Origin of the sequence: Rhizobium sp. BE258 (assembly GCF_031457345.1) — a bacterium.
Classification (GTDB): Bacteria; Pseudomonadota; Alphaproteobacteria; order Rhizobiales; family Rhizobiaceae; genus Rhizobium.
The window spans coordinates 491,360-510,862 of record NZ_JAVDWL010000002.1 but is presented as its reverse complement, the minus strand read 5'-3'; the positions used below and the strand labels follow the sequence as shown (position 1 = coordinate 510,862).

The 19,503-nt window shown below is 59.6% G+C and carries 23 protein-coding genes; 16 read left to right on the top strand and 7 right to left on the bottom strand.

Annotated features, from left to right (window positions below; genetic code table 11):
* The first annotated feature begins 220 nt into the window (after window positions 1-220).
* Together visN and visR are read left to right on the top strand one after the other, a co-directional pair.
* Window positions 221-967 carry a transcriptional regulator VisN gene (gene visN, locus J2X43_RS07755; RefSeq protein ID WP_112387584.1) on the top strand — a complete coding sequence of 249 codons (747 nt, stop codon included), beginning with the start codon at window positions 221-223 and terminating at the stop codon, window positions 965-967.
* Window positions 968-976: 9 nt separating this feature from the next.
* On the top strand, window positions 977-1,720 hold the full coding sequence (gene visR / locus J2X43_RS07750) for a transcriptional regulator VisR (protein ID WP_112387585.1): 744 nt from the start codon (window positions 977-979) through the stop codon (window positions 1,718-1,720).
* Window positions 1,721-1,777: 57 nt separating this feature from the next.
* On the opposite strand, the gene J2X43_RS07745 is transcribed toward visR, so the two are convergent.
* From J2X43_RS07745 to motA, 6 genes are all read right to left on the bottom strand, one after another.
* Complete coding sequence (locus tag J2X43_RS07745) at window positions 1,778-2,221, bottom strand: hypothetical protein (protein ID WP_112387586.1); 444 nt, start codon at window positions 2,219-2,221, stop codon at window positions 1,778-1,780.
* Window positions 2,222-2,226: 5 nt separating this feature from the next.
* Window positions 2,227-3,309: a flagellar biosynthesis protein FlhB gene (gene flhB, locus J2X43_RS07740; protein ID WP_112387587.1), complete on the bottom strand. Its 1,083-nt coding sequence runs from the start codon at window positions 3,307-3,309 to the stop codon at window positions 2,227-2,229.
* Window positions 3,310-3,438: 129 nt separating this feature from the next.
* Window positions 3,439-4,479 (bottom strand): flagellar motor switch protein FliG, encoded by a 1,041-nt coding sequence (gene fliG, locus J2X43_RS07735; protein ID WP_112387588.1) that lies wholly within the window; start codon window positions 4,477-4,479, stop codon window positions 3,439-3,441.
* 30 nt (window positions 4,480-4,509) lie between these two features.
* Window positions 4,510-5,076: a flagellar motor switch protein FliN gene (gene fliN / locus J2X43_RS07730; protein WP_310292921.1), complete on the bottom strand. Its 567-nt coding sequence runs from the start codon at window positions 5,074-5,076 to the stop codon at window positions 4,510-4,512.
* A 64-nt stretch (window positions 5,077-5,140) separates the two neighbouring features.
* Window positions 5,141-6,082, bottom strand: a complete 942-nt coding sequence (locus tag J2X43_RS07725; protein ID WP_112387590.1) for a FliM/FliN family flagellar motor switch protein — start codon at window positions 6,080-6,082, stop codon at window positions 5,141-5,143.
* Window positions 6,083-6,088: 6 nt separating this feature from the next.
* Entirely contained in the window at window positions 6,089-6,961 is an 873-nt protein-coding gene (gene motA / locus J2X43_RS07720) for a flagellar motor stator protein MotA (protein WP_112387591.1), read from the bottom strand.
* Window positions 6,962-7,207: 246 nt separating this feature from the next.
* Here motA and flgF point away from each other — a divergent pair, with 246 nt between their 5' ends.
* From flgF to fliP, 13 genes are all read left to right on the top strand, one after another.
* Window positions 7,208-7,942, top strand: a complete 735-nt coding sequence (gene flgF / locus J2X43_RS07715) for a flagellar basal-body rod protein FlgF (RefSeq protein WP_112387592.1) — start codon at window positions 7,208-7,210, stop codon at window positions 7,940-7,942.
* Between the two features lie 16 nt (window positions 7,943-7,958).
* Window positions 7,959-9,356: a flagellar protein export ATPase FliI gene (gene fliI / locus J2X43_RS07710; protein WP_112538621.1), complete on the top strand. Its 1,398-nt coding sequence runs from the start codon at window positions 7,959-7,961 to the stop codon at window positions 9,354-9,356.
* Window positions 9,357-9,424: 68 nt separating this feature from the next.
* Entirely contained in the window at window positions 9,425-9,907 is a 483-nt protein-coding gene (locus J2X43_RS07705; RefSeq protein ID WP_405049580.1) for a flagellar protein, read from the top strand.
* Between the two features lie 166 nt (window positions 9,908-10,073).
* Complete coding sequence (gene flgB / locus J2X43_RS07700) at window positions 10,074-10,466, top strand: flagellar basal body rod protein FlgB (RefSeq protein ID WP_112387594.1); 393 nt, start codon at window positions 10,074-10,076, stop codon at window positions 10,464-10,466.
* 4 nt (window positions 10,467-10,470) lie between these two features.
* Window positions 10,471-10,887 (top strand): flagellar basal body rod protein FlgC, encoded by a 417-nt coding sequence (flgC, locus tag J2X43_RS07695; RefSeq protein ID WP_112387595.1) that lies wholly within the window; start codon window positions 10,471-10,473, stop codon window positions 10,885-10,887.
* Window positions 10,887-11,219 (top strand): flagellar hook-basal body complex protein FliE, encoded by a 333-nt coding sequence (locus tag J2X43_RS07690; protein WP_112387596.1) that lies wholly within the window; start codon window positions 10,887-10,889, stop codon window positions 11,217-11,219. The genes flgC and J2X43_RS07690 overlap by 1 nt, the downstream gene beginning before the upstream one ends.
* 18 nt (window positions 11,220-11,237) lie before the next feature.
* Window positions 11,238-12,026 (top strand): flagellar basal-body rod protein FlgG, encoded by a 789-nt coding sequence (gene flgG / locus J2X43_RS07685; RefSeq protein WP_112387597.1) that lies wholly within the window; start codon window positions 11,238-11,240, stop codon window positions 12,024-12,026.
* Between the two features lie 18 nt (window positions 12,027-12,044).
* Window positions 12,045-12,527 (top strand): flagellar basal body P-ring formation chaperone FlgA, encoded by a 483-nt coding sequence (flgA, locus tag J2X43_RS07680; RefSeq protein ID WP_112387598.1) that lies wholly within the window; start codon window positions 12,045-12,047, stop codon window positions 12,525-12,527.
* Window positions 12,524-13,645, top strand: coding sequence for a flagellar basal body P-ring protein FlgI (locus tag J2X43_RS07675; RefSeq protein ID WP_112513962.1), 1,122 nt, complete (start codon window positions 12,524-12,526; stop codon window positions 13,643-13,645). Before flgA ends, J2X43_RS07675 begins: the two co-directional genes overlap by 4 nt.
* Entirely contained in the window at window positions 13,642-14,184 is a 543-nt protein-coding gene (locus J2X43_RS07670; protein WP_112513961.1) for a MotE family protein, read from the top strand. Before J2X43_RS07675 ends, J2X43_RS07670 begins: the two co-directional genes overlap by 4 nt.
* The gene (gene flgH / locus J2X43_RS07665; protein WP_112387601.1) at window positions 14,181-14,897 is read left to right on the top strand and encodes a flagellar basal body L-ring protein FlgH; all 717 of its coding nucleotides are present in this window, start codon (window positions 14,181-14,183) and stop codon (window positions 14,895-14,897) included. The genes J2X43_RS07670 and flgH overlap by 4 nt, the downstream gene beginning before the upstream one ends.
* A 10-nt stretch (window positions 14,898-14,907) precedes the next feature.
* Window positions 14,908-15,429, top strand: a complete 522-nt coding sequence (locus J2X43_RS07660; protein WP_112387602.1) for a flagellar basal body-associated FliL family protein — start codon at window positions 14,908-14,910, stop codon at window positions 15,427-15,429.
* Complete coding sequence (fliP, locus tag J2X43_RS07655) at window positions 15,426-16,163, top strand: flagellar type III secretion system pore protein FliP (protein ID WP_112387603.1); 738 nt, start codon at window positions 15,426-15,428, stop codon at window positions 16,161-16,163. Before J2X43_RS07660 ends, fliP begins: the two co-directional genes overlap by 4 nt.
* 90 nt (window positions 16,164-16,253) lie before the next feature.
* Here the strand turns inward: fliP and J2X43_RS07650 are convergent, their stop codons facing one another.
* Window positions 16,254-18,125: a glycosyl transferase gene (locus tag J2X43_RS07650; RefSeq protein ID WP_112513959.1), complete on the bottom strand. Its 1,872-nt coding sequence runs from the start codon at window positions 18,123-18,125 to the stop codon at window positions 16,254-16,256.
* 439 nt (window positions 18,126-18,564) lie between these two features.
* Between J2X43_RS07650 and J2X43_RS07645 the strand changes: the two genes are divergently transcribed.
* Window positions 18,565-19,461 carry a flagellin gene (locus J2X43_RS07645; protein ID WP_112387606.1) on the top strand — a complete coding sequence of 299 codons (897 nt, stop codon included), beginning with the start codon at window positions 18,565-18,567 and terminating at the stop codon, window positions 19,459-19,461.
* The last annotated feature ends 42 nt before the right edge of the window (window positions 19,462-19,503 follow it).

Sequence of the window (19,503 nt, the reverse complement as noted above, 5' to 3'; positions counted from 1 at the left end):
GGGAGAATCAATTTAGTTTTACTAGAAATTAATCGAGCGATCACTGCCTGCGAATCAGCGCATGGAATGCGGCAAGAGTAAATCCCCAGAACTCGGAGATGGCGGTTTAGAGCGCTTCGCCTAGGCTTGAGTGATTCGTGTAAGGGTTGCCGTGGGCCGGCGTTGGACCTGCGCAGTTAGTGCATTTGCAGAGATTGGTTTCAGCCGCAGGACGCTGCCTATGGATATGCATATATTGCAGTCGCTTAAGGGCGAAAATCAGACGGCGAATTTCATTGGCCTTCAGGCCTCTAGCCTGTGTTCGCGCGACGAGCTGATTAAACAGCTCGGCGAGATCGCAGAAACCGGCCGGATGCAACCTGCGATGCGCACGCTGACCGATTATGTCGGCGCCTCCCACTATCTGCTTGCCCGCTCTGACCTTGTGCAGGAAGAGGGCCTGGATTTCATCGTCTCATCCGATTGGCCCTTCGATCTCGTCAAGGATCTGGCCAGCGCCATCGTCGGCGGTTACTCGCGCACGACCGAGCTCGAGAAGTCGATGCAGCTTTTCCAGCCGAGTTTCGCTCTGCTGCCTGACAGTGCCGATGTGCCTGATGGCGCGAGCCGGCAGTATTGCTCGCTCTCCTTCAATGTCGGGCGTTCCCGCCTGTCGCTGATGTTCCTGTTCGACGACGGCTTCATCCTGTCGCCCGAGCGTCTTCGCGACGTCGGTCTGCTGGCCGGATACTTCGCAAGCTTCCTGCGCTGCGGCGGTACCAAGGCCGATCGCGATTTCGAACTGACCGAACGCGAACTCGAATGCCTGTTCTGGATTGCCGAGGGCAAGACCAGCGACGAGATCGCGATGATCCTCGGAATCTCGCGCAACACGATCAACAACTACATCACAAGCGTGATGCGTAAGACCGCCACCAAGACGCGGTCCGAAGCGATTGCATTTGCGGTCAGGAACAGTCTGGTCTGAGAGGGATACATGGGGCAGACGTCAACCAGAACGATGGGAAATGCAGAGCAGATAAGATCGATGCGGATGAGCAGGGTATCCAGCCGTTCGGATCTGTTTCCGCGCCTGGTCGCCATGCAGAAGATGGCCGACGCACAGAATTTCGGCGTCTACCGCGTCAGCGGATCGGGCGTACCGGCCAAGCAGCGGCTCGTCTGCGAGCTTGAGAACTGGGGACCATCCAGCGGGGCCGCGAAGGCCTTCGTCGATGCCTACGGTGACGTCCTGCTCGAACATATCGACAAGTCTCTGTTACCGCTGACATGGGCCGGTGGGCACGACCGCGCCGCTCCGGGCCCCGCAGCCTTTGCGCCGTTCATGACGCGCCTGAAGGACGGCCTGCTGCCGTTCTCGGGCATGGCGTTCCCGGTGCGCCTTGGCGCCAACGGTAACGGCTACGTGGTCTTCGTTGGCGACTACATGGAGCCCGGCAGCGATACGATCATCGAGCTCCACGGCCGCAGCAGCCATATCATGATGGACCTGCTGTCGCTGGACGAGCGGCGCGCGGCTGTCGCCGAAGCCTTGAGCGAACGCGAGATCGCCTGCCTGCAGCTCGCCGGTGACGGCCGCATCAGCGAAGAGATCGCCGACAAGCTTGGTCTGTCGGTTCACACCGTCAACGCCTATCTCGGCTCGGCAACGATCAAGCTGGATTCGGTCAACCGCATCCAGGCGATCGCCAAGGCGATCCGTCTCGGCTACATCAGCTGAGAAAGAAGTGCCCGGCGCGAACATGCCGGCCGGGCTGCGTTTCGATGAGATGAAGGACTAGCCTGCGAGGGCGTGAAGCGCCGGACGCACGTTGTAGCGCGACTCGTTGAGGCTGCGCTCCAGATACGCCGTGTTCTCGTCTGGATCAGCAGACGGATCCTGGAAGGCGATGTGGTTGATCTCGATGCCGGCATGGTCTTCGGCAAGCGTCAGCTGTGCGTAGACAGTGACGCCGCGCGGCTTGATCTCCAGATCGAGCACGACTTCGGGCTTGCCGCCCCATTCCAGCGTGTAATTGCCGCCAAGGCCGAAATTCACGGTGCCCGGATGAAAAAACAGTTCGGCAGCGGACGCCACCAGGTCGGCGAGATTGCCGTAATACTCGAATCGCAGCAGCGAAATCAGATCGGAAGCGTCAAGAAGCCGAAGCTCCGTTGCAACCGGGCTGATCGCCTCAGCAAGAATTCTTTCACGCTGCGAGGAGTAAGGGCATTTCTTCATTCGACTTATCTGACCCGCTTGTTCTTGGCTTGTGCGGCATACACCCGGTGGATGAGCTCCGCGACGGCCTTGTAGAAGACTGACGGGATGACACTATCTATCGAGACTTGCGCAAACATGGAGCGTGCAAGCGGCGGATCTTCGAAAACCGGGATTCCGTTCTTCTCGGCTATCTCTCTGATTTTCAACGCAATGAGGTCTTGACCCTTGGCAATGACGACGGGCGCGTCGTTTTCTTCGCGCACATAGCGCAGCGCCACGGCAAAGTGGGTCGGGTTGGCGATCACCATCGTCGCACGCTCCACATTGGCGATCATGCGGCGGCGGGCGCGGTCACGCATCAGGGAGCGCTGGCGTCCCTTGACGAAGGGGTCACCCTGCGACTGCTTGTTTTCTTCCTTCACTTCGTGGCGCGTCATCTTCAATTCGCTGAACCAGTGATGGCGCGTCCAGAAGAAGTCGGCGATAGCAACGAAGGCGGTTGCAAAGAGCACGATCAGCACGATCTTGCGCATGATCGTCATGGCCCGATCGAAGAACGTCTGCGGGTCCGAGAACATCGAGTCGATCGAGCTGAAATATTCGCTCTTCAGCACGAAGAACATGACGATGCCGACGATGACGACCTTGAACAGGGATTTGCCGAATTCGATCAGGCCCGGCAGGCTGAACATGCGCGACAGGCCCTTGGCCGGCGACAGGCGCGAGAACTGCGGACGAATGCGTTCGAGAACCAGGCTGGGAAGGTTCTGGCTGAGCGAGGCGATCAGGCCGAACGACATGAAAAGCAGCATGGCCGGCGTCAACAATACGGCGCTCACCCAGCCAAGATGGACGAAAAGCGACAGCGCATCCGGCCCGGTCTCGATCTTCCACTGGTCCGGTTGCTCGAAAATATCGCGTAACTGCTCGCTGACCGTACTGATGCCGTCCGGCAGGTAGAACGTCAGATAGACATAGGTTGCGAGAACGGTCGCAAAGATCGGCACCTCTCGCGAGAAAGGCGTATTGCCTTTCTCGGCCGCGTCCGACAGCTTTTTGCCTGTCGGGGCTTCTGTTTTGCTGTCCTTGTCGTCATCGTCAGCCAAGTCAGCCGCACTCCCTGAACGCAAAAGGCCGCGACAGATCGCGGCCTGATGTTCGAAGGGTAGTCCCCCGGGGCATGGCGATCAACCGCGCAGCGCCAGGAGTAGAGATTTGTCAACAGCTCCGATGGCTTAGGCCGCCGCCGAAGCCTCGCCCTCGGTTTCCTTGAGCTGAATCTGGCCGGAATTGGCCAAACGAATCGCTTCCTGGGCAACGGCGCGCCGGGCAATCGCGATTTCGCGTGGATTGATGCCGGCTGTGCCGCTCTGCAGGTCCGATTCGATCATGCGGCGCTGGCGCGGGCTGATCGAAGCGAGAACCGATTCGCGGATCTCCGGAGGCGCGCCGCGCAGAGCCATCGTCAGAATGTCTGCCGAGATGTCGTTGAGCAGCATGACGCGGCTGCGCTGCGGCATGTAGAGCAGATCCTCGAAGAGGAAGATCTTCGGACGAACCTTGTTGACCGCTTCGCGGTTGATCGATTCGAGCGAGGTGAGCAGCGTATCGACCTGCGGCTTGTCCATCTCGTTCATCAGCTCGGCGACCTTGTTGGAGCCGCTCGAATTCTTCTCGGCGTCGATCTCGGCCAGCAGCGTCATGACCTGCTTTTCGATGATCTGCGCCGCCTTGGGGCTGACGGTCTTGAGATTGACGGTACGGTTCATGATGTCGGCGCGGCGGCTGTCGGGAAGCTGCATCAGCACCTTGGCGCCGAAAGACGATGGCATCATGGAGAGGATATAGGCGATGGTCTGCGGATGTTCGCGCAGCAGGAACTTGCCGATGAAGGCCGGGTCGCCTTCGCCGAGCCTGTCCCAGATCGACGTCTCATAGGCCTGGAACGCCGTGCGGCGTCCGAGCAGGCTATCGACTTCGTCAGGGGTGAGGCCTTCTTCAAGAATGCTTTCGATTGCCTTGGCATTGTCCATCAGGCCTGCGCCTTCGGTGAACAAGTCCTCAAATTCGGCAACGAGGCCAAGCAGTTCATCCGGCGGAATCGCACGAAGCGCCTGCGCCGAAGAGATGATCGTCTGTAACTCAGCCTGCGTGAAATATTTTAACAGCCGGCCAGCGACGCCCTTTCCCATTGCGAGAAGAACAGCCGCTGCCTTTTCAGCCTGGGTCAACGGTTTCCCGGCAATGGCGCCGCTGAAATCGTCAAAGTCCATCATGGTCTAACCTCTCCGTCCCTAAAACCGGGATCAGGCTTTTTTGGTACTTAAAACTTCTATCAGTTTAACGCCGAAACGCGTGTCGTCATTCTCAAGAACGGTGATCTCGCCACGTGCAATCTTGCGGCCATTCACCACGATATCAACCGGCTCGCCGATCCTCTTGTCGAGCGCGATCGTTGCGCCCTCGTTGAGGTTCATCAGGCCGGAAACCTGCATGCGGCTGCTTCCGAGCATGATCTGGACATCGATCGGAATGTCCATGATCAGTTCGAAATTCGAAGACAGCGCGCTGCCAAGTGGAGCAGGTTCGCCGCTCGATGCCGAGAAACCGGTATCACCGAAATCCGAGTCGCCGCCGAAATCACCGCCGCCAAATGCCGGAGTTGCTTCGTCTTCACCACCGAAGTCGCCAAATGCCGAAAGATCCGTGCCGGTGCTGAACGCGTCGGCGTCGCCGCCGAAATCAGCAAGGCCGCCGTCGGAATCCTGCTTCAGCACCCCGCGAAGATCATCGATCGCCTGATCGAGGTCAGCCTCGTTGCCCGGAAGCTCCAATGACAGATCGTCGTTCTGCTGTGTTTTCTTCGTAGCCATGAAATCACTATTCCAGTTGAAACTTGCCTCAAGCTGCCGTGGCAGCCAAAATGGCGGGAACCGATTAATTCATTAAGTGGCGGATGAGCTCGTCGTCGGAGCTCATCGTATCCTTCACCCGGACGGTATAATTCTCGCCGGAACGCCCGAACTCGCACACATACAATTCCTTGCTGTTGGCGCTGACTTCGACGCGGACATCCTGCTCGTCTCGGAACGGAATGACATCGCCGGCAGCAAGCTTGGAGATCGTGCGCAGCGTCAGATCCTGAAGGCGGATCTTGGCTTCGAGCGTCACATGCGAGCGGCGGACCTGGTGGCCGATCTGCTCCGCCCATTCCGATGACTTCGACGACTGGCTCTTCGCCTTCGGCGCCGAAATCTGCGTCTTGAGCAGCGCCGACTGCAGCACGATCAGCGAAAATTCCGACGTCATCCCGGCAAGCGTGATTGACATGTTGATCGCCGCCGCAAATTCGTCCGGCTTGTCTTCGGAAGGCTTTGCGCGGTTTTCCAGTGCATGCGGCAGTTCCAGCATCGGCTCGAAGCCGCCAGGCGCGTTGACCGCGGAACGCAGCACGCTGGCGATCTTGTCGAACACCATGACGCCAAGTTCCAGCTCGATCACCGAAAGCAGACGGTCGGCTGGCTGCTCGATCGTTTCGGGTGCGGCACCCAGCAGGCTTTCCATCAGTGTGATGATGAAGCCGTTGCCGCAGGAAAGCGTGATGTCCTGTGACCAGTTGCGCAGCGTTGCATCGACGAGTGTCGAGTTGGCGCCGAGATCGGCAATCAGGTCGTTCTTGTAGCCAGAATCGCAGCCGAGATAGCCGATCGTCACTTCGAGGCCCGTCTCGCTCTTGAAGATGTCGGGCATGAATTCGATATAGACGTCCGCAAAGGCGGCACAGAGTTTGTCGATGGTCGCCTTGTCGCCGAGACGGCCAGTAAGCTTGGCCAACAGTGCGGCATTCATTGCCGGTTTCTCTAGTGCAACGTTGTTCATGGTCGCTTAGGCCGCCTTGTTCTCGCCACCCGGGTTCATCATTTCCTGCTCGACCGCGTCGATCGATGGACGCTCGTAAGCCGAGATCGTCTTGCGGCCGTATTCCAGAGCAACCTGCGGCACCGAGCCGTTCATGTAGGCGAGCAGCGTCTGCTTCACGATGACGTAGAGACGGTGCTGCTTGGAGCGAACGATCTTGATCTGCGAGCAGATCGGCGAGCAGACGCAGTAAGAGAGAAGAATACCAAGGAAGGTACCGACAAGCGCCGAACCGATCAGGTGACCGAGAACTTCGGGCGAGTCGTTGATGTGCGCCATGGCCTTGATAACGCCGAGAACGGCCGCGACGATACCGATAGCCGGGAACGCGTCACCCATGGTCTGGATCGCGTGATAGGGCTTCAGCTTGTCGTGCAGGATAGTGTTGATTTCTTCGTCCATCAGCGCTTCGATCTCGTGAGAGCGGGCATTGCCGATGATGATCAGGCGGACGTAGTCACAGATGAACGCCGTCAGCTCCTTGTTCTTCAGCACCGTCGGGGCGGTCTGGAAGATCGAGGATTCGGCCGGGTTGTCGATATGCGCTTCGATTTCGTTGCGCGACTTTGTGCGCAGGTCGCGCATCAGCGAGTAAAGCACACCGAGCGTATCGAGATAATTGCGTTCCTTCGGAACCGTATGCTTGAAGGCTTCACCGAGCGCCTTGCCCGAATCCTTCACGACTTTCATGGGGTTACCCATGATGAAACTGCCGAGACCGGCGCCGCCGATGATAACAAGCTCGAACGGCTGAAATAGCGCTTCGAGATGGCCACCCATGGCCATGAAGCTGCCGATGATGCAGCCGATCGTAATCACAAATCCGATAATGATATTCATCGTCAGTCACACCTGATCGTTATTTTCAGCTGATGGGATAGGGTTGCTGGCTTGCGTGAGGCTGATGGTTGTCCCCGCTGACAGGATTTTCGCGTGCCAGTTTCGCACAAGGAACTGCTGTCAGATTGGAGATGACGAATGGGCGAACTACGCCCGTTTCTGAGATGCCGCCTCAGCGGAAATCGGGTCGCACACCAGGAACCCGATCTTCGTACCGTTCATCGCCAATGCCAGGAGCTTACCCCGATGCAATCCGGTCTTTATGTTTCTTTGTCATCACAGATGGCACTCGAAAAGCGTTTGACGACCATCGCGGACAACATGGCAAACGTGAACACGACGGGCTTCCGCGGCACGGAAGTGAAGTTCAACCAGATCCTCAGCAACACCGACAACAAGCTGAATGCCAAGGTTGCCTTCGTCTCGCAGGGTAATGACTATCTTTCTGGCGATACCGGCGAGCTGCAGCACACCGGCAACATGCTGGATTTCGCCATCAAGGGCGACGCCTGGTTTTCACTCGATACGCCGGCCGGTCAGGTTCTGACCAAAGACGGCCGCTTCACGATGAAGGACACCGGCGAGCTGGTTTCGATCCGCGGCTATCCGGTTCTCGATGCCGGCGGAGCGCCGATCATCCTCAACACGGCCGGCGGCGAGCCGAAGGTCGGCGCAGACGGCGGTATCTATCAAGGCAACCGCCAGGTTGGCTCTATCGGTCTGTTTGAGGCCGATATCTCCAAGGGTTACCTGCGCTATGAGAACAGCGGCGTCATGACCACGGAAACGCCGCGCGCCGTTACCGACCGCTTCAACGTCGGCGTCGAGCAAGGTTACCTGGAAAATTCCAACGTCAACGCGATGCGCGAGATCACCCAGTTGATCGAGGTCAACCGCGCCTTCGAAAGCATCGCATCGCTGACGACCGATAGCGAAAACTCGTTCAACGAGGCGATCAAGACGCTTGGTGGCAGCCGCTAAGCGGAAGGTCTGAGACATGAACACCGTGCCGCTGACAAAAGAAGCGCTTTCGCCCAAGCTTGAGCATCTCGCCGCTCTCGCCGCCCGTTACACGAAGCCGGAATTTTCCGTGGCCCATGGCGGTCATGTGCAGACAATCGCCGCGGGCCACTACACGGTTACAGGTCTTTCCAGGCATGTGCGCCTTGGCGAATTCGTGGCGCACAAGTCGGCAACCGGCATTCATCTCGGCGAGGTTGTCCGCGTCGAACCGGATCTCGCCTATGTCTGCCCGATCGAGCCGGGCGAGCCGATCGGCATCCACGATACCGTCATCCGCAAGGGTGCATTCCGCATCGCTCCCTCCGACAGCTGGTGCGGCCGGACCATCAATTCTCTCTGCGAGCCGATCGATGGTCTGGGTCCGATCACCGAAGGGCTCGATCGCCGTTCCATCTCCAACACCGCGCCGCCGTCGATGACCCGAAAGCGCGTCGACAAGGGCTTCAAGACCGGCGTACGCGCCGTCGATATCTTCTCACCGCTTTGCCATGGCCAGCGCCTCGGCATCTTCGCCGGTTCTGGCGTCGGCAAGTCGACACTTCTCTCGATGCTCGCCATGGCCGATGCCTTCGACAAGGTTGTCATCGCGCTGGTCGGCGAACGCGGCCGCGAAGTGCGCGAATTCATCGAGGATACGCTCGGCGAAAACATGAAGAAGTCGATCGCCGTCGTGGCAACCAGCGACGAGAGCCCGATGCTGCGCAAGATGGCGCCGCTGACGGCGGTAACGATCGCCGAGTATTTCCGCGACCAGGGCCAGAACGTCCTCCTGATCGTCGACAGCGTCACCCGTTTTGCCCACGCAATCCGCGAAGTGGCGACCGCATCGGGTGAGCCGCCGATCGCTCGCGGCTATCCGGCCTCGGTCTTCACCGAACTGCCCCGGCTTCTGGAGCGCGCCGGCCCGGGACCTGAAGGAACCGGCACGATCACCGCGATAATCTCGATCCTCGTCGATGGCGACAATCACAACGATCCGATCGCAGACTCGACCCGCGGCATTCTCGATGGCCACCTCGTCCTGCAGCGTAGCCTGGCTGAAGAAGGCCGTTATCCGCCGATCGACCCGCTCGCCTCGATCTCGCGTCTCGCCCGCAAGGCCTGGACGCCGGACCAGGAGAAACTGGTCTCGCGTCTGAAGTCGCTGATCCACCGTTTCGAAGAGACACGCGACCTGCGTCTGATCGGCGGCTACCGTCCGGGCGCTGACCCGGATTTGGACATGGCGGTCAAGCAAGTACCAATTATTTACGATGTTTTGAAACAGTCGCCGGGCGATTCGGCGTCGCCAGACGCCTTCGCCGATCTGGCCACTGCCCTTAAGGCGGCAGCCGGAATGCCGAACCAGCCAGGGGCTCCGAGAAGAGGTTGAACGTGACCGGGTTTGAAGACGACGACGAGCGCATTGCTCCGCTGAAGTCGAATGAGAAGCGGCAGTCGATGATGCTCGACCGCCTGCTGACCGTGACAGGCCTCGCGCTCGCGGGCGCTGCTGCGATTTTCCCCTGGTACGTCTTCTTCAACGAGGACAAGTTCAGCATCAATGTTGCCCAGGGCGATCGCACGCGGGATCTTCCCGACTGGCCGGCACGCAACGTCTTCAGCGTCTCGCCGCTTGCCATGGTCAACAAGAACGAAGTCCAGAACAAGCCGGAGCCGCTCGACCAGCTGACCACCGCAACGGTCTCCAGCGTCGGCAAGGAAGTCGAAAAGGGCCTGGTGCCGGAAGACCAGCCGTTCCCGGCGAGCTCCGGATTCAAGCTTCTGCATGTGGCGAACGGCCGGGCGCTGATCAAGGATACGACCGGAATGTATGTCGTGCGCGTCGGATCGGTCCTGCCGGACGAAAGCCGCCTCGCGACGATCGAGCAGCGCGACGGCAAATGGGTGATCGTCACCTCAAAGGGCGACATCTACCGCTAATTCCAGACTGCAAAGCTCAGAGCATGAAGAAAAGCCCCGGCCGCACCTGGGGCTTTTTTGTTGATGCCCGAGGCATAACGGACACGCCGGTCGAAAGCCGCGTTCTCCGTAAGTCTGACGCAAGATTACCGCCCTAGGGTCCTCTTAGTAAAAACGGAGAGTTCCCATGCAACCGATTCAACTGTTCGACTTGGCCTCGCGGCAGGCGGAATGGCTGACAGTCCGTCAGGAGGTTGTGGCCGGCAACATCGCGAACGCGAACACCCCGAAGTACCGTGCGAAGGACGTCTCGCCCTTCCAGTCGGTCCTCGAAAACGCTGATGTTTCCATGGCGCGCACCAATCCTGCGCATTTCAGCGGCAACGATTTCAGCACCAGCGGCAGCATCGACGTCAAGGAAGCCGCACTCGATCAGGAGATCGGCGTGCAGGAATCCGGCAACACTGTCGGTCTCGCTGAAGAACTCTCCAAGTCAGGCGAAATCAAGCGCCAGTACGAGCTGAACACCTCGCTGGTCGGCTCTTTCAATAGAATGATGTTGATGACTGTAAGGAAGTAAAATCGTGGATCCTTTATCAGCAGCCATGAAGATTGCTGGGTCGGGGCTTGAGGCTCAATCGACTCGCCTGCGCATTGTCTCGGAAAACATCGCCAACTCGCGTTCGACTGGCGATACGCCGGGCGCCGATCCTTACCGCCGCAAGACGGTAACCTTCGGTGAGCAAGTCGATCGTGCCGGGGGCGTCACAACAGTTGGCGTCAAGAAGCTCGGTGTCGACGAGACGGAATTCACCACCGAATACGATCCGAGCAATCCTGCAGCGGATGAGCGTGGCGTGGTGAAGATGCCAAACGTCAACATGCTGGTCGAAATGGCCGACATGCGCGAAGCGAACCGGTCCTATGACGCCAATCTGCAGACCATTAAGCAGACGCGCGATTTGATCTCCTCCACCATCGACCTTCTGAAGAGCCAATAATGATTAGCAACGTACAGAGCATCGGTTCGCTTTCCGGCACACGCGGCCTTGGAAGCATCACGGACGAAAATTCATCGTCGCAGGTCACTTCGGCCGCAGAAAGCGCAAAGGCCGGCCAGAGCTTCTCCTCGATGCTCGGCAACATGGCGACCCAGGCCATGGACTCGGTCAAGGGCGCGGAATCAATGTCTTTCGCCGGCATCAAGGGCACGGCAACGACCCGTGAAGTCGTCGATTCCATGCTGCAGGCCGAGCAGACACTTCAAACGGCAATCGCCATCCGGGACAAGGTTGTATCGGCCTTCCTCGACGTCACCAAGATGCAGATGTAACCGGATAAGGACGAACAGATGAGAGCGCTTGCCATTGCGGCTACGGGCATGGATGCCCAGCAGACCAATCTCGAAGTCATCGCGAACAACATCGCGAACATCAACACGACAGGTTTCAAGCGCGCCCGCGCCGAATTCACCGACCTGCTGTACCAGACCGAACGCGCAAAGGGTGTCGCAAACCGCGCCAACCAGGCAATCGTTCCTGAAGGTGCAAATATCGGTCTCGGCGTTCAGACCGCCGCCGTTCGTAACCTGCATATCCAGGGCGAACTCAGCCAGACCGGCAACGACCTCGACGTCGCGCTCGTCGGCCGCGGGTTCTTCCAGGTTCAGACACCTGACGGCACGACGCTCTACAGCCGCGCCGGCGCCTTCAACAAGAATGAAACCGGCCAGCTGGTCACCACCGACGGCTATACGGTCGTCCCCGGGATCACCATTCCGACCGGTTCGACGCAGCTGACGATCAGCCGCTCCGGCGAAGTGTCGGCGGTGCTCGCCGGCCAGACCGATCCGACCACTCTTGGCCAGTTGACGATTGCCGATTTCGTCAACGAAGCCGGCCTGACGCCAATGGGCGACAACCTCTTCCAGCAGACGCCGGCATCCGGCGAAGCTGTAGTCGGCACCCCCGACGAAGAGGGCTACGGCTACATGAAGCAGGGTTATCTGGAATCGTCGAACGTCGACCCGGTGAAGGAAATCACCGAGCTGATCTCCGCGCAGCGCGCCTATGAAATGAACTCGAAGGTCATCACCACTGCCGACGAAATGGCCTCCATCGTCAGCAAGAACCTGAAGTAATCAAGGAAAGGGCCGAACATGATGTTTCGCCGGGCGAGAAATACCGTCGCTCTGACGGCACTGGCTGCGATCGCATATGGCGGTGTCCTTGTGACATCGCCGGCAAGCGCAGGCATGGGTTACGCGGTCGTCCCGACCGCGACGATCTATCCCGGAGAAACGATCAGCGCCGGCCAGCTTCAGGAAGTCGAAGTCACGAACCCCAACCTCTCAGGCGACTACGCAAAGTCGATCGACGAGGTCCGGGGAATGATCTCGAAGCGCACGCTTCTTCCCGGCCGGACCATCAATGTCTCGGCGCTGCGCGAAGCCTATACGGTGACGCGCGGCTCGCAGATCCGGCTGGTATTCAATCTTGGCCCGATGACCATTTCCGCGGCCGGTTCGCCGCTCGAAGATGGCTCGACCGGCCAGGTCATCCGCGCCCGCAACATGGATTCGGGCGTCATCATCAGCGGCACCGTGCTGGCTGACGGCACCATCCACGTGGCGGCAAAATGAAGATCGTCTCTCGCATCCTCGCCGCGCTCGCGGCTCTCTCCATGTGCATGACCACCGTGACGCCTGCCGTCGCGATGTCGTCGCGTATCAAGGATATCGCTTCGCTGCAGGCTGGCCGCGATAACCAGCTGATCGGCTATGGCTTGATCGTCGGCCTGCAGGGAACGGGTGACGGCTTCCGTGCCTCGCCGTTCACCGAACAGTCTATGCGCGCCATGCTGCAGAATCTCGGCATCTCGACGCAGGGCGGCGAATCCAACGCCAAGAACACCGCAGCGGTCATGGTCACCGCCAATCTTCCGCCGTTCGCCAGCCCCGGCAGCCGCATCGACGTCAATGTCAGCTCGCTGGGCGATGCCTCGTCGCTGCGCGGCGGCACACTGGTCATGACCTCGCTGTCGGGCGCCGATGGCCAGATCTATGCCGTTGCCCAGGGCTCCGTCGTGGTATCGGGCTTTCAGGCGCAGGGTGCTGCGGCAACCGTTACCGAAGGTGTCACCACCGCCGGCCGCGTTCCCGGTGGTGCGATCATCGAACGCGAACTGCCATCGCGCTTCAAGGATTCCGTCAATCTCGTCCTGCAGCTTCGCAACCCGGACTTCTCGACCGCGGTGCGTATCTCCGATGTCGTCAACGGCTATGCGTCGTCGCGCTTCGGCGGCCCCGTTGCCGAAGCCAAGGACGCCCAGGAAGTCATCGTACAGAAGCCGCGTGAAGCCGACCTGACGCGCCTGATGGCCGATATCGAAAACCTCGTCGTCGAGACCGATACGCCTGCAAAGGTGGTGGTTAACGAGCGAACGGGCACGATCGTCATCGGCGCCGACGTCCGGGTGTCACCGGTTGCTGTCAGCTATGGTACGCTGACGGTCCAGGTCACCGAGACGCCGCAGGTCATCCAGCCCGAACCCTTCTCCAAGGGCCAGACGGCCATACAGCCGCAGACCGACATCGCCGCGCAGAAATCCGGCGGCCGGGTGGCAATGCTTGATGGTCCCGATCTGCGCACCCTCGTTGCCGGTCTCAATAATATTGGCGTGAAACCGGACGGCATCATCGCCATCCTCCAAGGCATCAAATCTGCAGGTGCGCTGCAGGCGGAGCTTGTGCTGCAATGATCAGGCTGAACAAGGACATGACGGTTGCCGAGCTGTTGCGGCGCTCGGCGCTGCCGGCGGCAGCCGTGCTGCTGCTTTCCATTCCTGGCGCCTTCGCACAGGAAGCGCAGAAGCCGGAGGGCGACATCACCTCCGAGGACGAAATCAAGCAGTTCTGCACCAACATCGCCGATCCGGCCCGCGACCAGCGTTATCTCCTGCAAAAGCAGGAGCTCGAGAAGCTGCGCGCCGACATCGATACGCGCGTCGCCGAAATGGATAAGCGCAAGGCCGAATACCAGGACTGGCTGAAGCGCCGTGATGTCTTCCTCAAGCAGGCCGAAGCCGGCCTGACGGACATCTACAAGAACATGAAGCCGGATGCTGCTGCACTGCAGCTCGAGAAGGCCAAGACCGAGATTGCGGCCGCCGTGATCATGCGGCTTGGCCCGCGCCAGTCGAGCCTGATCCTCAACGAGATGGACCCTGAGAAGGCCGCCGTCATCGCCAACATCATCGCCAGTGCATCCGATCCCAATACGTCGAAGGATCCCTCATGAACAAGCGTTTCCCGGCTGCCATTGCCGCCGTCGCCCTTCTCGCCGGCTGCCAGTCGCCGCAGTCCGTGAGGGAGATCGGCCGGGCACCCGCCATGAGCCCGATCGGCAGCGGCCTGGCTTACGGCCAGACGCCGCAGATGGCACTTTATCCGAAGCAGCCACGCCAGGTCGCGCAGGGCTATTCGCTCTGGAGCGATAGCCAGGCCGCGCTCTTCAAGGACGCACGCGCATTGAATGTCGGCGACATCCTGACGGTCAATATCCAGATCAACGACAAGGCGAAGTTCGAGAACGACACCAGCCGTAGCCGCACCAATTCCAGCGGCATGAACTGGGACGTCAATGCCAATATTCTCGGCTGGAATCCGGCTTCGAAGACGGACCTGACCTACGGCTCCGACACGAGCACCGACGGCAAGGGCAAGATCGACCGGTCCGAGACGCTGAAGCTCATGGTCGCCGCCGTCGTCACCGGTATCCTCGAGAACGGCAACCTTGTTATCAGCGGTTCGCAGGAAGTTCGCGTCAACCAGGAAATCCGCATCCTCAACGTCGCCGGTATCGTGCGGCCGCAGGATGTCAATTCCGACAACCAGATCTCGTATGAGAAGATCGCCGAAGCCCGCATCTCCTACGGTGGCCGTGGCCGCCTGATGGAAATGCAGCAGCCGCCGCGCGGCCAGCAGGCCGTCGATCTCTTCTCACCGCTTTAAGGCCGGAACCATGGCAGACGAAGAAGCAGGCGAAGCCAAACCGAAGAAGAAATCGGCAGCGATGATGACGATCGTCGGCATCGCCATCCTGACACTTCTCGGCGCCGGCGGCGGCTGGGCGGTGGGCACGATGATCGCCCCGAACGTTAAGAGCGCCGAGCAGGCAAATGAGGCAGCTGCCGAACCGAAGCCCGCTGGCGGCGAGAAGAAGGAAGGCGAAACCGGCCTCCCGCATGTCTCGACCGAAGCGAACAACGTCGTCCAGCTCGAGCCTATCACCTCCAATCTCGCTTACCCCTCTGAAAACTGGGTGAGGCTAGAGGTCGCACTGCTCTTCAACGGACCGCCTGATGTGAAGGTCGCTGAAGATATCCATCAAGATATAATGGCTTACATCAGAACGGTTTCGCTGCAGCAGATCGAAGGTCCGCGCGGCTTTCAATATCTACGGGATGACATCCAGGAACGTGTTGACCTGCGCTCTCAGGGGCGCGTATCCAAGGTCATGTTCAGGACCTTTGTCATCGAATGATTCGATTCATAATTTTCTTGGCCGCCATGATGGCGGTACCAGAATTGGCGGTGGCTCAGCAGCTGCCGACAAATCTGTTAAATCTTCCTGTCGATGGTTCGGTCGCTGCCTGGATCATCCGCACATTCGGCCTTCTGACCGTTCTTTCGGTCGCGCCGGGCATCCTGATCATGGTGACGAGTTTTCCTCGCTTCATCATCGCTTTCTCGATCCTTCGCACCGGCCTCGGCCTCTCGTCCACGCCATCCAACATGATCCTGCTGTCGCTGTCGCTGTTCATGACCTTCTACGTCATGGCGCCGACTTTCGATAAGGCATGGCAGGACGGCGTTCAGCCGCTTCTCGCCAACCAGATCCAGGAGCAGGAAGCGGTCCAGCGCATTGCCGAGCCTTTTCGCACCTTCATGGCAGCCAATACCCGCGACAAGGATCTGGCGCTCTTCGTCGATCTGGCCCGCGAGCGTGGGCAGAACGTTCAGACAGGCGCGCTCATCGACTACCGCGTCCTGCTCCCGGCCTTCATGATTTCCGAAATCCGCCGCGGTTTCGAAATCGGCTTCCTGGTCGTCCTGCCGTTCCTGGTCATCGACCTCATTGTCGCCACCATCACTATGGCCATGGGTATGATGATGCTGCCGCCGACGTCGATCTCGCTGCCCTTCAAGATTCTGTTCTTCGTGCTGATCGACGGCTGGAATCTTCTGGTTGGCAGCCTGGTCCGCTCCTTCAGCTGATACGCTCACGATCCTTCATTCGTCCGCATAAAGAAAACCCGCCGGGAGCAACTCCGGCGGGTTTTGCATGTCTCCGGTCTCGGGCCGCTATTATGCGGCCGGGAACGGTTCGGTCCGTGCCGGCAGGGCAGGGACGTCGAAGTGATCGGGTGCTTCGCCTTGCTTGGCGCGTTCGGCCATCGTTTCGTAAGCCTGTTCCAGATGGCGGCAGAAGCGCTCTGCGTCGAAGAGCGGGGCGATGTAGCGCTGTTCGGCAAGATGCGCCTTGTAACCGGCGATCTTTTCCGGCTGCGCCGCCAGTTCGACAGCGAGATCTTCGTAACCCTGCAGGTCCGCACCGACGAGTTCGGGCAGCCCGATGGCATTCAGCAGGCTCTCGCTGACGCGTGAGGCGAAGTTGGTGCCCTTCATGGTGAGAACCGGCAGACCGCCCCAGAGCTGCTCCGACGTCGTCGTATGGCCGTTGACGGGGAAGGTGTCGATGCCGATATCGGCAGCCTGCAGACGGCTGATATGTTCCTCATAGGCGCTGCGCTTGCAGAAGACGATCCTGTCGGTGGGCACGCCCTCTGCCTGGAAGGCCTTCCGCAGGTTGCCCTCGTTGCGCGGAGAGGTCGTCATCAGCCACAGCACGCTGTTTGGCGCACGCTTCAGGATGCGGGCCCAGCTCGCAATCGCTTCCGGGGTGATCTTGCGATTGCCGTTGAAGGAGGCAAACACGAAGGCGTCTTCCGGAAGACCGAACTGGTCGCGGGTGACCGGACGCGGCTGCGGACGGTTCGCAGGGTCGTTCGGCTGGTAGCTCTCCGGCATCCGGCAGAACTTCTCGTGATAGAAGGGCTTGGCGACGTCAGGCAGCACGAAGTGGTCGCCGATGACATAGTCGAGATCGATGCCGAGGGTGCTTCCCGGGAAGCCGAGCCAGGCGACATGCACTGGCGCCAGCGGCATGTTGAATGTGTGGGCGCGGCTGTCGGCCGTGTGTCCCTTGAGGTCAACCATGATGTCGATGTTGTGGTCGCGAACGACCTGCAGCACGTCCTTGTCGGCGATGCTGTGAATATCGACGACGGTACCCCATTTGCTGCGATCGGTCTTGTTGGTCTGCAGCGCCAGCGGTCCGCTATGGTCGAATAGCACGATCTCGAACTTGTCGCGGTCGTGGAGTTCGAGAACGCGCTGCATCAGCTTCATGGTCGCGTGGTTGTCCCAGAAGTCCGAGGACATGTAGCCGACGCGGATCTTGCCGGCCCACGCATGCGGCAGACCGCGGCGAAGTGCGATCTTTTCGGGATCGAGTTTCGGCACGCCGACCGTCGGGTAGCGATTGTGGTCTTCGTTGCCGCACCAGTGAAGGTGATAGAATGGGTGATCCTTCTGCAGGACCTCCGGCCGTCCGCCGGCAACCAAGTCGTCGACGACCTTCTGGTGCTTCTGCGCCTCTTCGTAATCGTTGAATTCGCGCAGGAAGATCAGATAGAGGAAGCGTGCCGAATAATCCTTCGGGAAGCGCTTGAAGATATTGCGGGCGAGAAGCTCGTTGGAAGCGTCGCTGAGATCGTTGGAAACCAGCTTGGCAGCGGCGGCAAGGTGCTCGCGGTTGCTGCTCTCGGAAAGGACGTTCTTCAGCGGCTGGATCAGATCGCGCTGTTGGCGGCCGAGGAATACGGACACGAGAATGAATGCGAGGTCGGGGTCGCGCTGCGCCTTTTCGAAGTTGCGCATGCAGATCACCAGAGCCTCGTCCTCCTCGCCGCATTCGAAATGCAGCCGCGCGGCGAGCTTGTGATACTCGTAGGAGTTCGGGCCTTCGGATTTGGCCGCAAGAGAATAGGATTTCGCCGCGTCCGACTTGAAACCAAGCTGAAGCAGGTTCTTGGCCAGCAGCGCGTAGGTCTTCGCATCTTTCTGGACGTCGATCAGCTGGTTCAGGGTTGCGAGAGACTTTGTGTAGCGCCCCATCTGGTATTCACGGGATGCCACCGAAAACGAGACTTTGCTGTTCAAAACCGAACTCCGTTTGGAAATGCTCTGATCAAAACGCCAATGCAGCCGCGGCACAGAAGACCGTCACCTCGAAATGGAACGAGTTCACCTGCTTCCCGGCTTTGCCATATTCGCACGCGAAGCCTGCTCGAAGCTGGTGGCGCAGGCGCCGGACGGGCTCGGTGAGTGCAACCGAAAATATCTTGCGGAAGATTTAACTATACTTGGCATGGGTCCTGTCGGCCCCCGCACATTTAAGGAGTTGGCAAGCATTGGCTGCGAGATTGCCCTGGACATGACGGGTTTGGGGCCACACAGAAAAGGCGCCCAGTAGCATGAAGCGCATCCGCCATCGCCGGTAATCACAGTCCGGTATGTCCTCGTTTTTGTATCTAGTTTTCTAGGGGACAGACTTATGACAAGCATTAATACCAACACTTCCGCAATGGCAGCACTCCAGACGCTGCGTAACGTCAACCAGAACCTCGGCAAGACCCAGGATCACGTTTCGTCGGGTCTGCGCGTTGGCAAGGCTGCCGACAACGCAGCTTACTGGTCGATCGCAACGACGATGAAGTCGGACACGAAGGCCCTCGGCGCCGTATCTGACGCTCTCGGCATGGGCGCTGCCAAGGTTGACACGGCTTACACCGCTGTCGAAAGCTCCATCGACGTCGTTTCCGAAATCAAGTCGAAGCTCGTTGCTGCGACTGAAGACGGTGTCGACAAGTCGAAGGTTCAGGACGAAATCACCCAGCTCCAGGCGCAGCTGAAGAGCATTTCTTCTTCCGCTTCGTTCAACGGCGAGAACTGGGTTGCCAACTCGACCGGCGAAACGATGAGCGTTGTCTCCTCCTTCGTTCGCAGCAGCTCTGGTTCGGTATCGGTCACCACGTCCGAATACACGGCCGGTGCAACCGATCTGCTCTACACCGATGCGACTGCCGGTACCGGCGGTATTCTCGGCACGGCCGGCGCGTCTTCGGGCAAGTCGATCACCGAGTTCACGATCGACTCCTCCACGACCAAGGGCGGTATCGACAACCTGCTGAGCGACGTTGAAACCGCTCTGAAGGACATGACCTCGCTCGGTTCGAAGTTCGGTTCGATCTCCTCGCGTATCGACATGCAGTCGAACTTCGTTTCGTCGCTCAGCGACTCGATCGAATCGGGTGTTGGCCGCCTCGTCGACGCCGACATGGAAGAAGAGTCCTCGAAGCTGACCGCTTTGCAGACGCAGCAGCAGCTGGCTATCCAGTCGCTCTCGATTGCAAACTCCTCGTCGCAGAACATCCTGTCGCTCTTCCGTTAAGAGCTGGCAGCAAGTACCGAAAAATCGAAATGGCCGGTGTCT

Bases quoted from the DNA above. Each gene is read 5' to 3' on its own strand.
- flgB (WP_112387594.1), top strand. From the start codon at position 10,074: ATGCAACCGATTCAACTGTTCGACTTGGCCTCGCGGCAGGCGGAATGG.
- fliN (WP_310292921.1), bottom strand. From the start codon at position 5,076: ATGGCTACGAAGAAAACACAGCAGAACGACGATCTGTCATTGGAGCTT.
- flgH (WP_112387601.1), top strand. From the start codon at position 14,181: ATGAACAAGCGTTTCCCGGCTGCCATTGCCGCCGTCGCCCTTCTCGCC.
- visR (WP_112387585.1), top strand. From the start codon at position 977: ATGGGGCAGACGTCAACCAGAACGATGGGAAATGCAGAGCAGATAAGA.
- J2X43_RS07645 (WP_112387606.1), top strand. From the start codon at position 18,565: ATGACAAGCATTAATACCAACACTTCCGCAATGGCAGCACTCCAGACG.
- J2X43_RS07725 (WP_112387590.1), bottom strand. From the start codon at position 6,082: ATGAACAACGTTGCACTAGAGAAACCGGCAATGAATGCCGCACTGTTG.
- J2X43_RS07660 (WP_112387602.1), top strand. From the start codon at position 14,908: ATGGCAGACGAAGAAGCAGGCGAAGCCAAACCGAAGAAGAAATCGGCA.
- motA (WP_112387591.1), bottom strand. From the start codon at position 6,961: ATGAATATCATTATCGGATTTGTGATTACGATCGGCTGCATCATCGGC.
- flgG (WP_112387597.1), top strand. From the start codon at position 11,238: ATGAGAGCGCTTGCCATTGCGGCTACGGGCATGGATGCCCAGCAGACC.
- fliG (WP_112387588.1), bottom strand. From the start codon at position 4,479: ATGATGGACTTTGACGATTTCAGCGGCGCCATTGCCGGGAAACCGTTG.
- flgA (WP_112387598.1), top strand. From the start codon at position 12,045: ATGATGTTTCGCCGGGCGAGAAATACCGTCGCTCTGACGGCACTGGCT.
- J2X43_RS07670 (WP_112513961.1), top strand. From the start codon at position 13,642: ATGATCAGGCTGAACAAGGACATGACGGTTGCCGAGCTGTTGCGGCGC.
- J2X43_RS07705 (WP_405049580.1), top strand. From the start codon at position 9,425: ATGATGCTCGACCGCCTGCTGACCGTGACAGGCCTCGCGCTCGCGGGC.
- J2X43_RS07675 (WP_112513962.1), top strand. From the start codon at position 12,524: ATGAAGATCGTCTCTCGCATCCTCGCCGCGCTCGCGGCTCTCTCCATG.
- J2X43_RS07650 (WP_112513959.1), bottom strand. From the start codon at position 18,125: ATGGGGCGCTACACAAAGTCTCTCGCAACCCTGAACCAGCTGATCGAC.
- flgF (WP_112387592.1), top strand. From the start codon at position 7,208: ATGCAATCCGGTCTTTATGTTTCTTTGTCATCACAGATGGCACTCGAA.
- J2X43_RS07745 (WP_112387586.1), bottom strand. From the start codon at position 2,221: ATGAAGAAATGCCCTTACTCCTCGCAGCGTGAAAGAATTCTTGCTGAG.
- J2X43_RS07690 (WP_112387596.1), top strand. From the start codon at position 10,887: ATGATTAGCAACGTACAGAGCATCGGTTCGCTTTCCGGCACACGCGGC.
- visN (WP_112387584.1), top strand. From the start codon at position 221: ATGGATATGCATATATTGCAGTCGCTTAAGGGCGAAAATCAGACGGCG.
- fliP (WP_112387603.1), top strand. From the start codon at position 15,426: ATGATTCGATTCATAATTTTCTTGGCCGCCATGATGGCGGTACCAGAA.
- fliI (WP_112538621.1), top strand. From the start codon at position 7,959: ATGAACACCGTGCCGCTGACAAAAGAAGCGCTTTCGCCCAAGCTTGAG.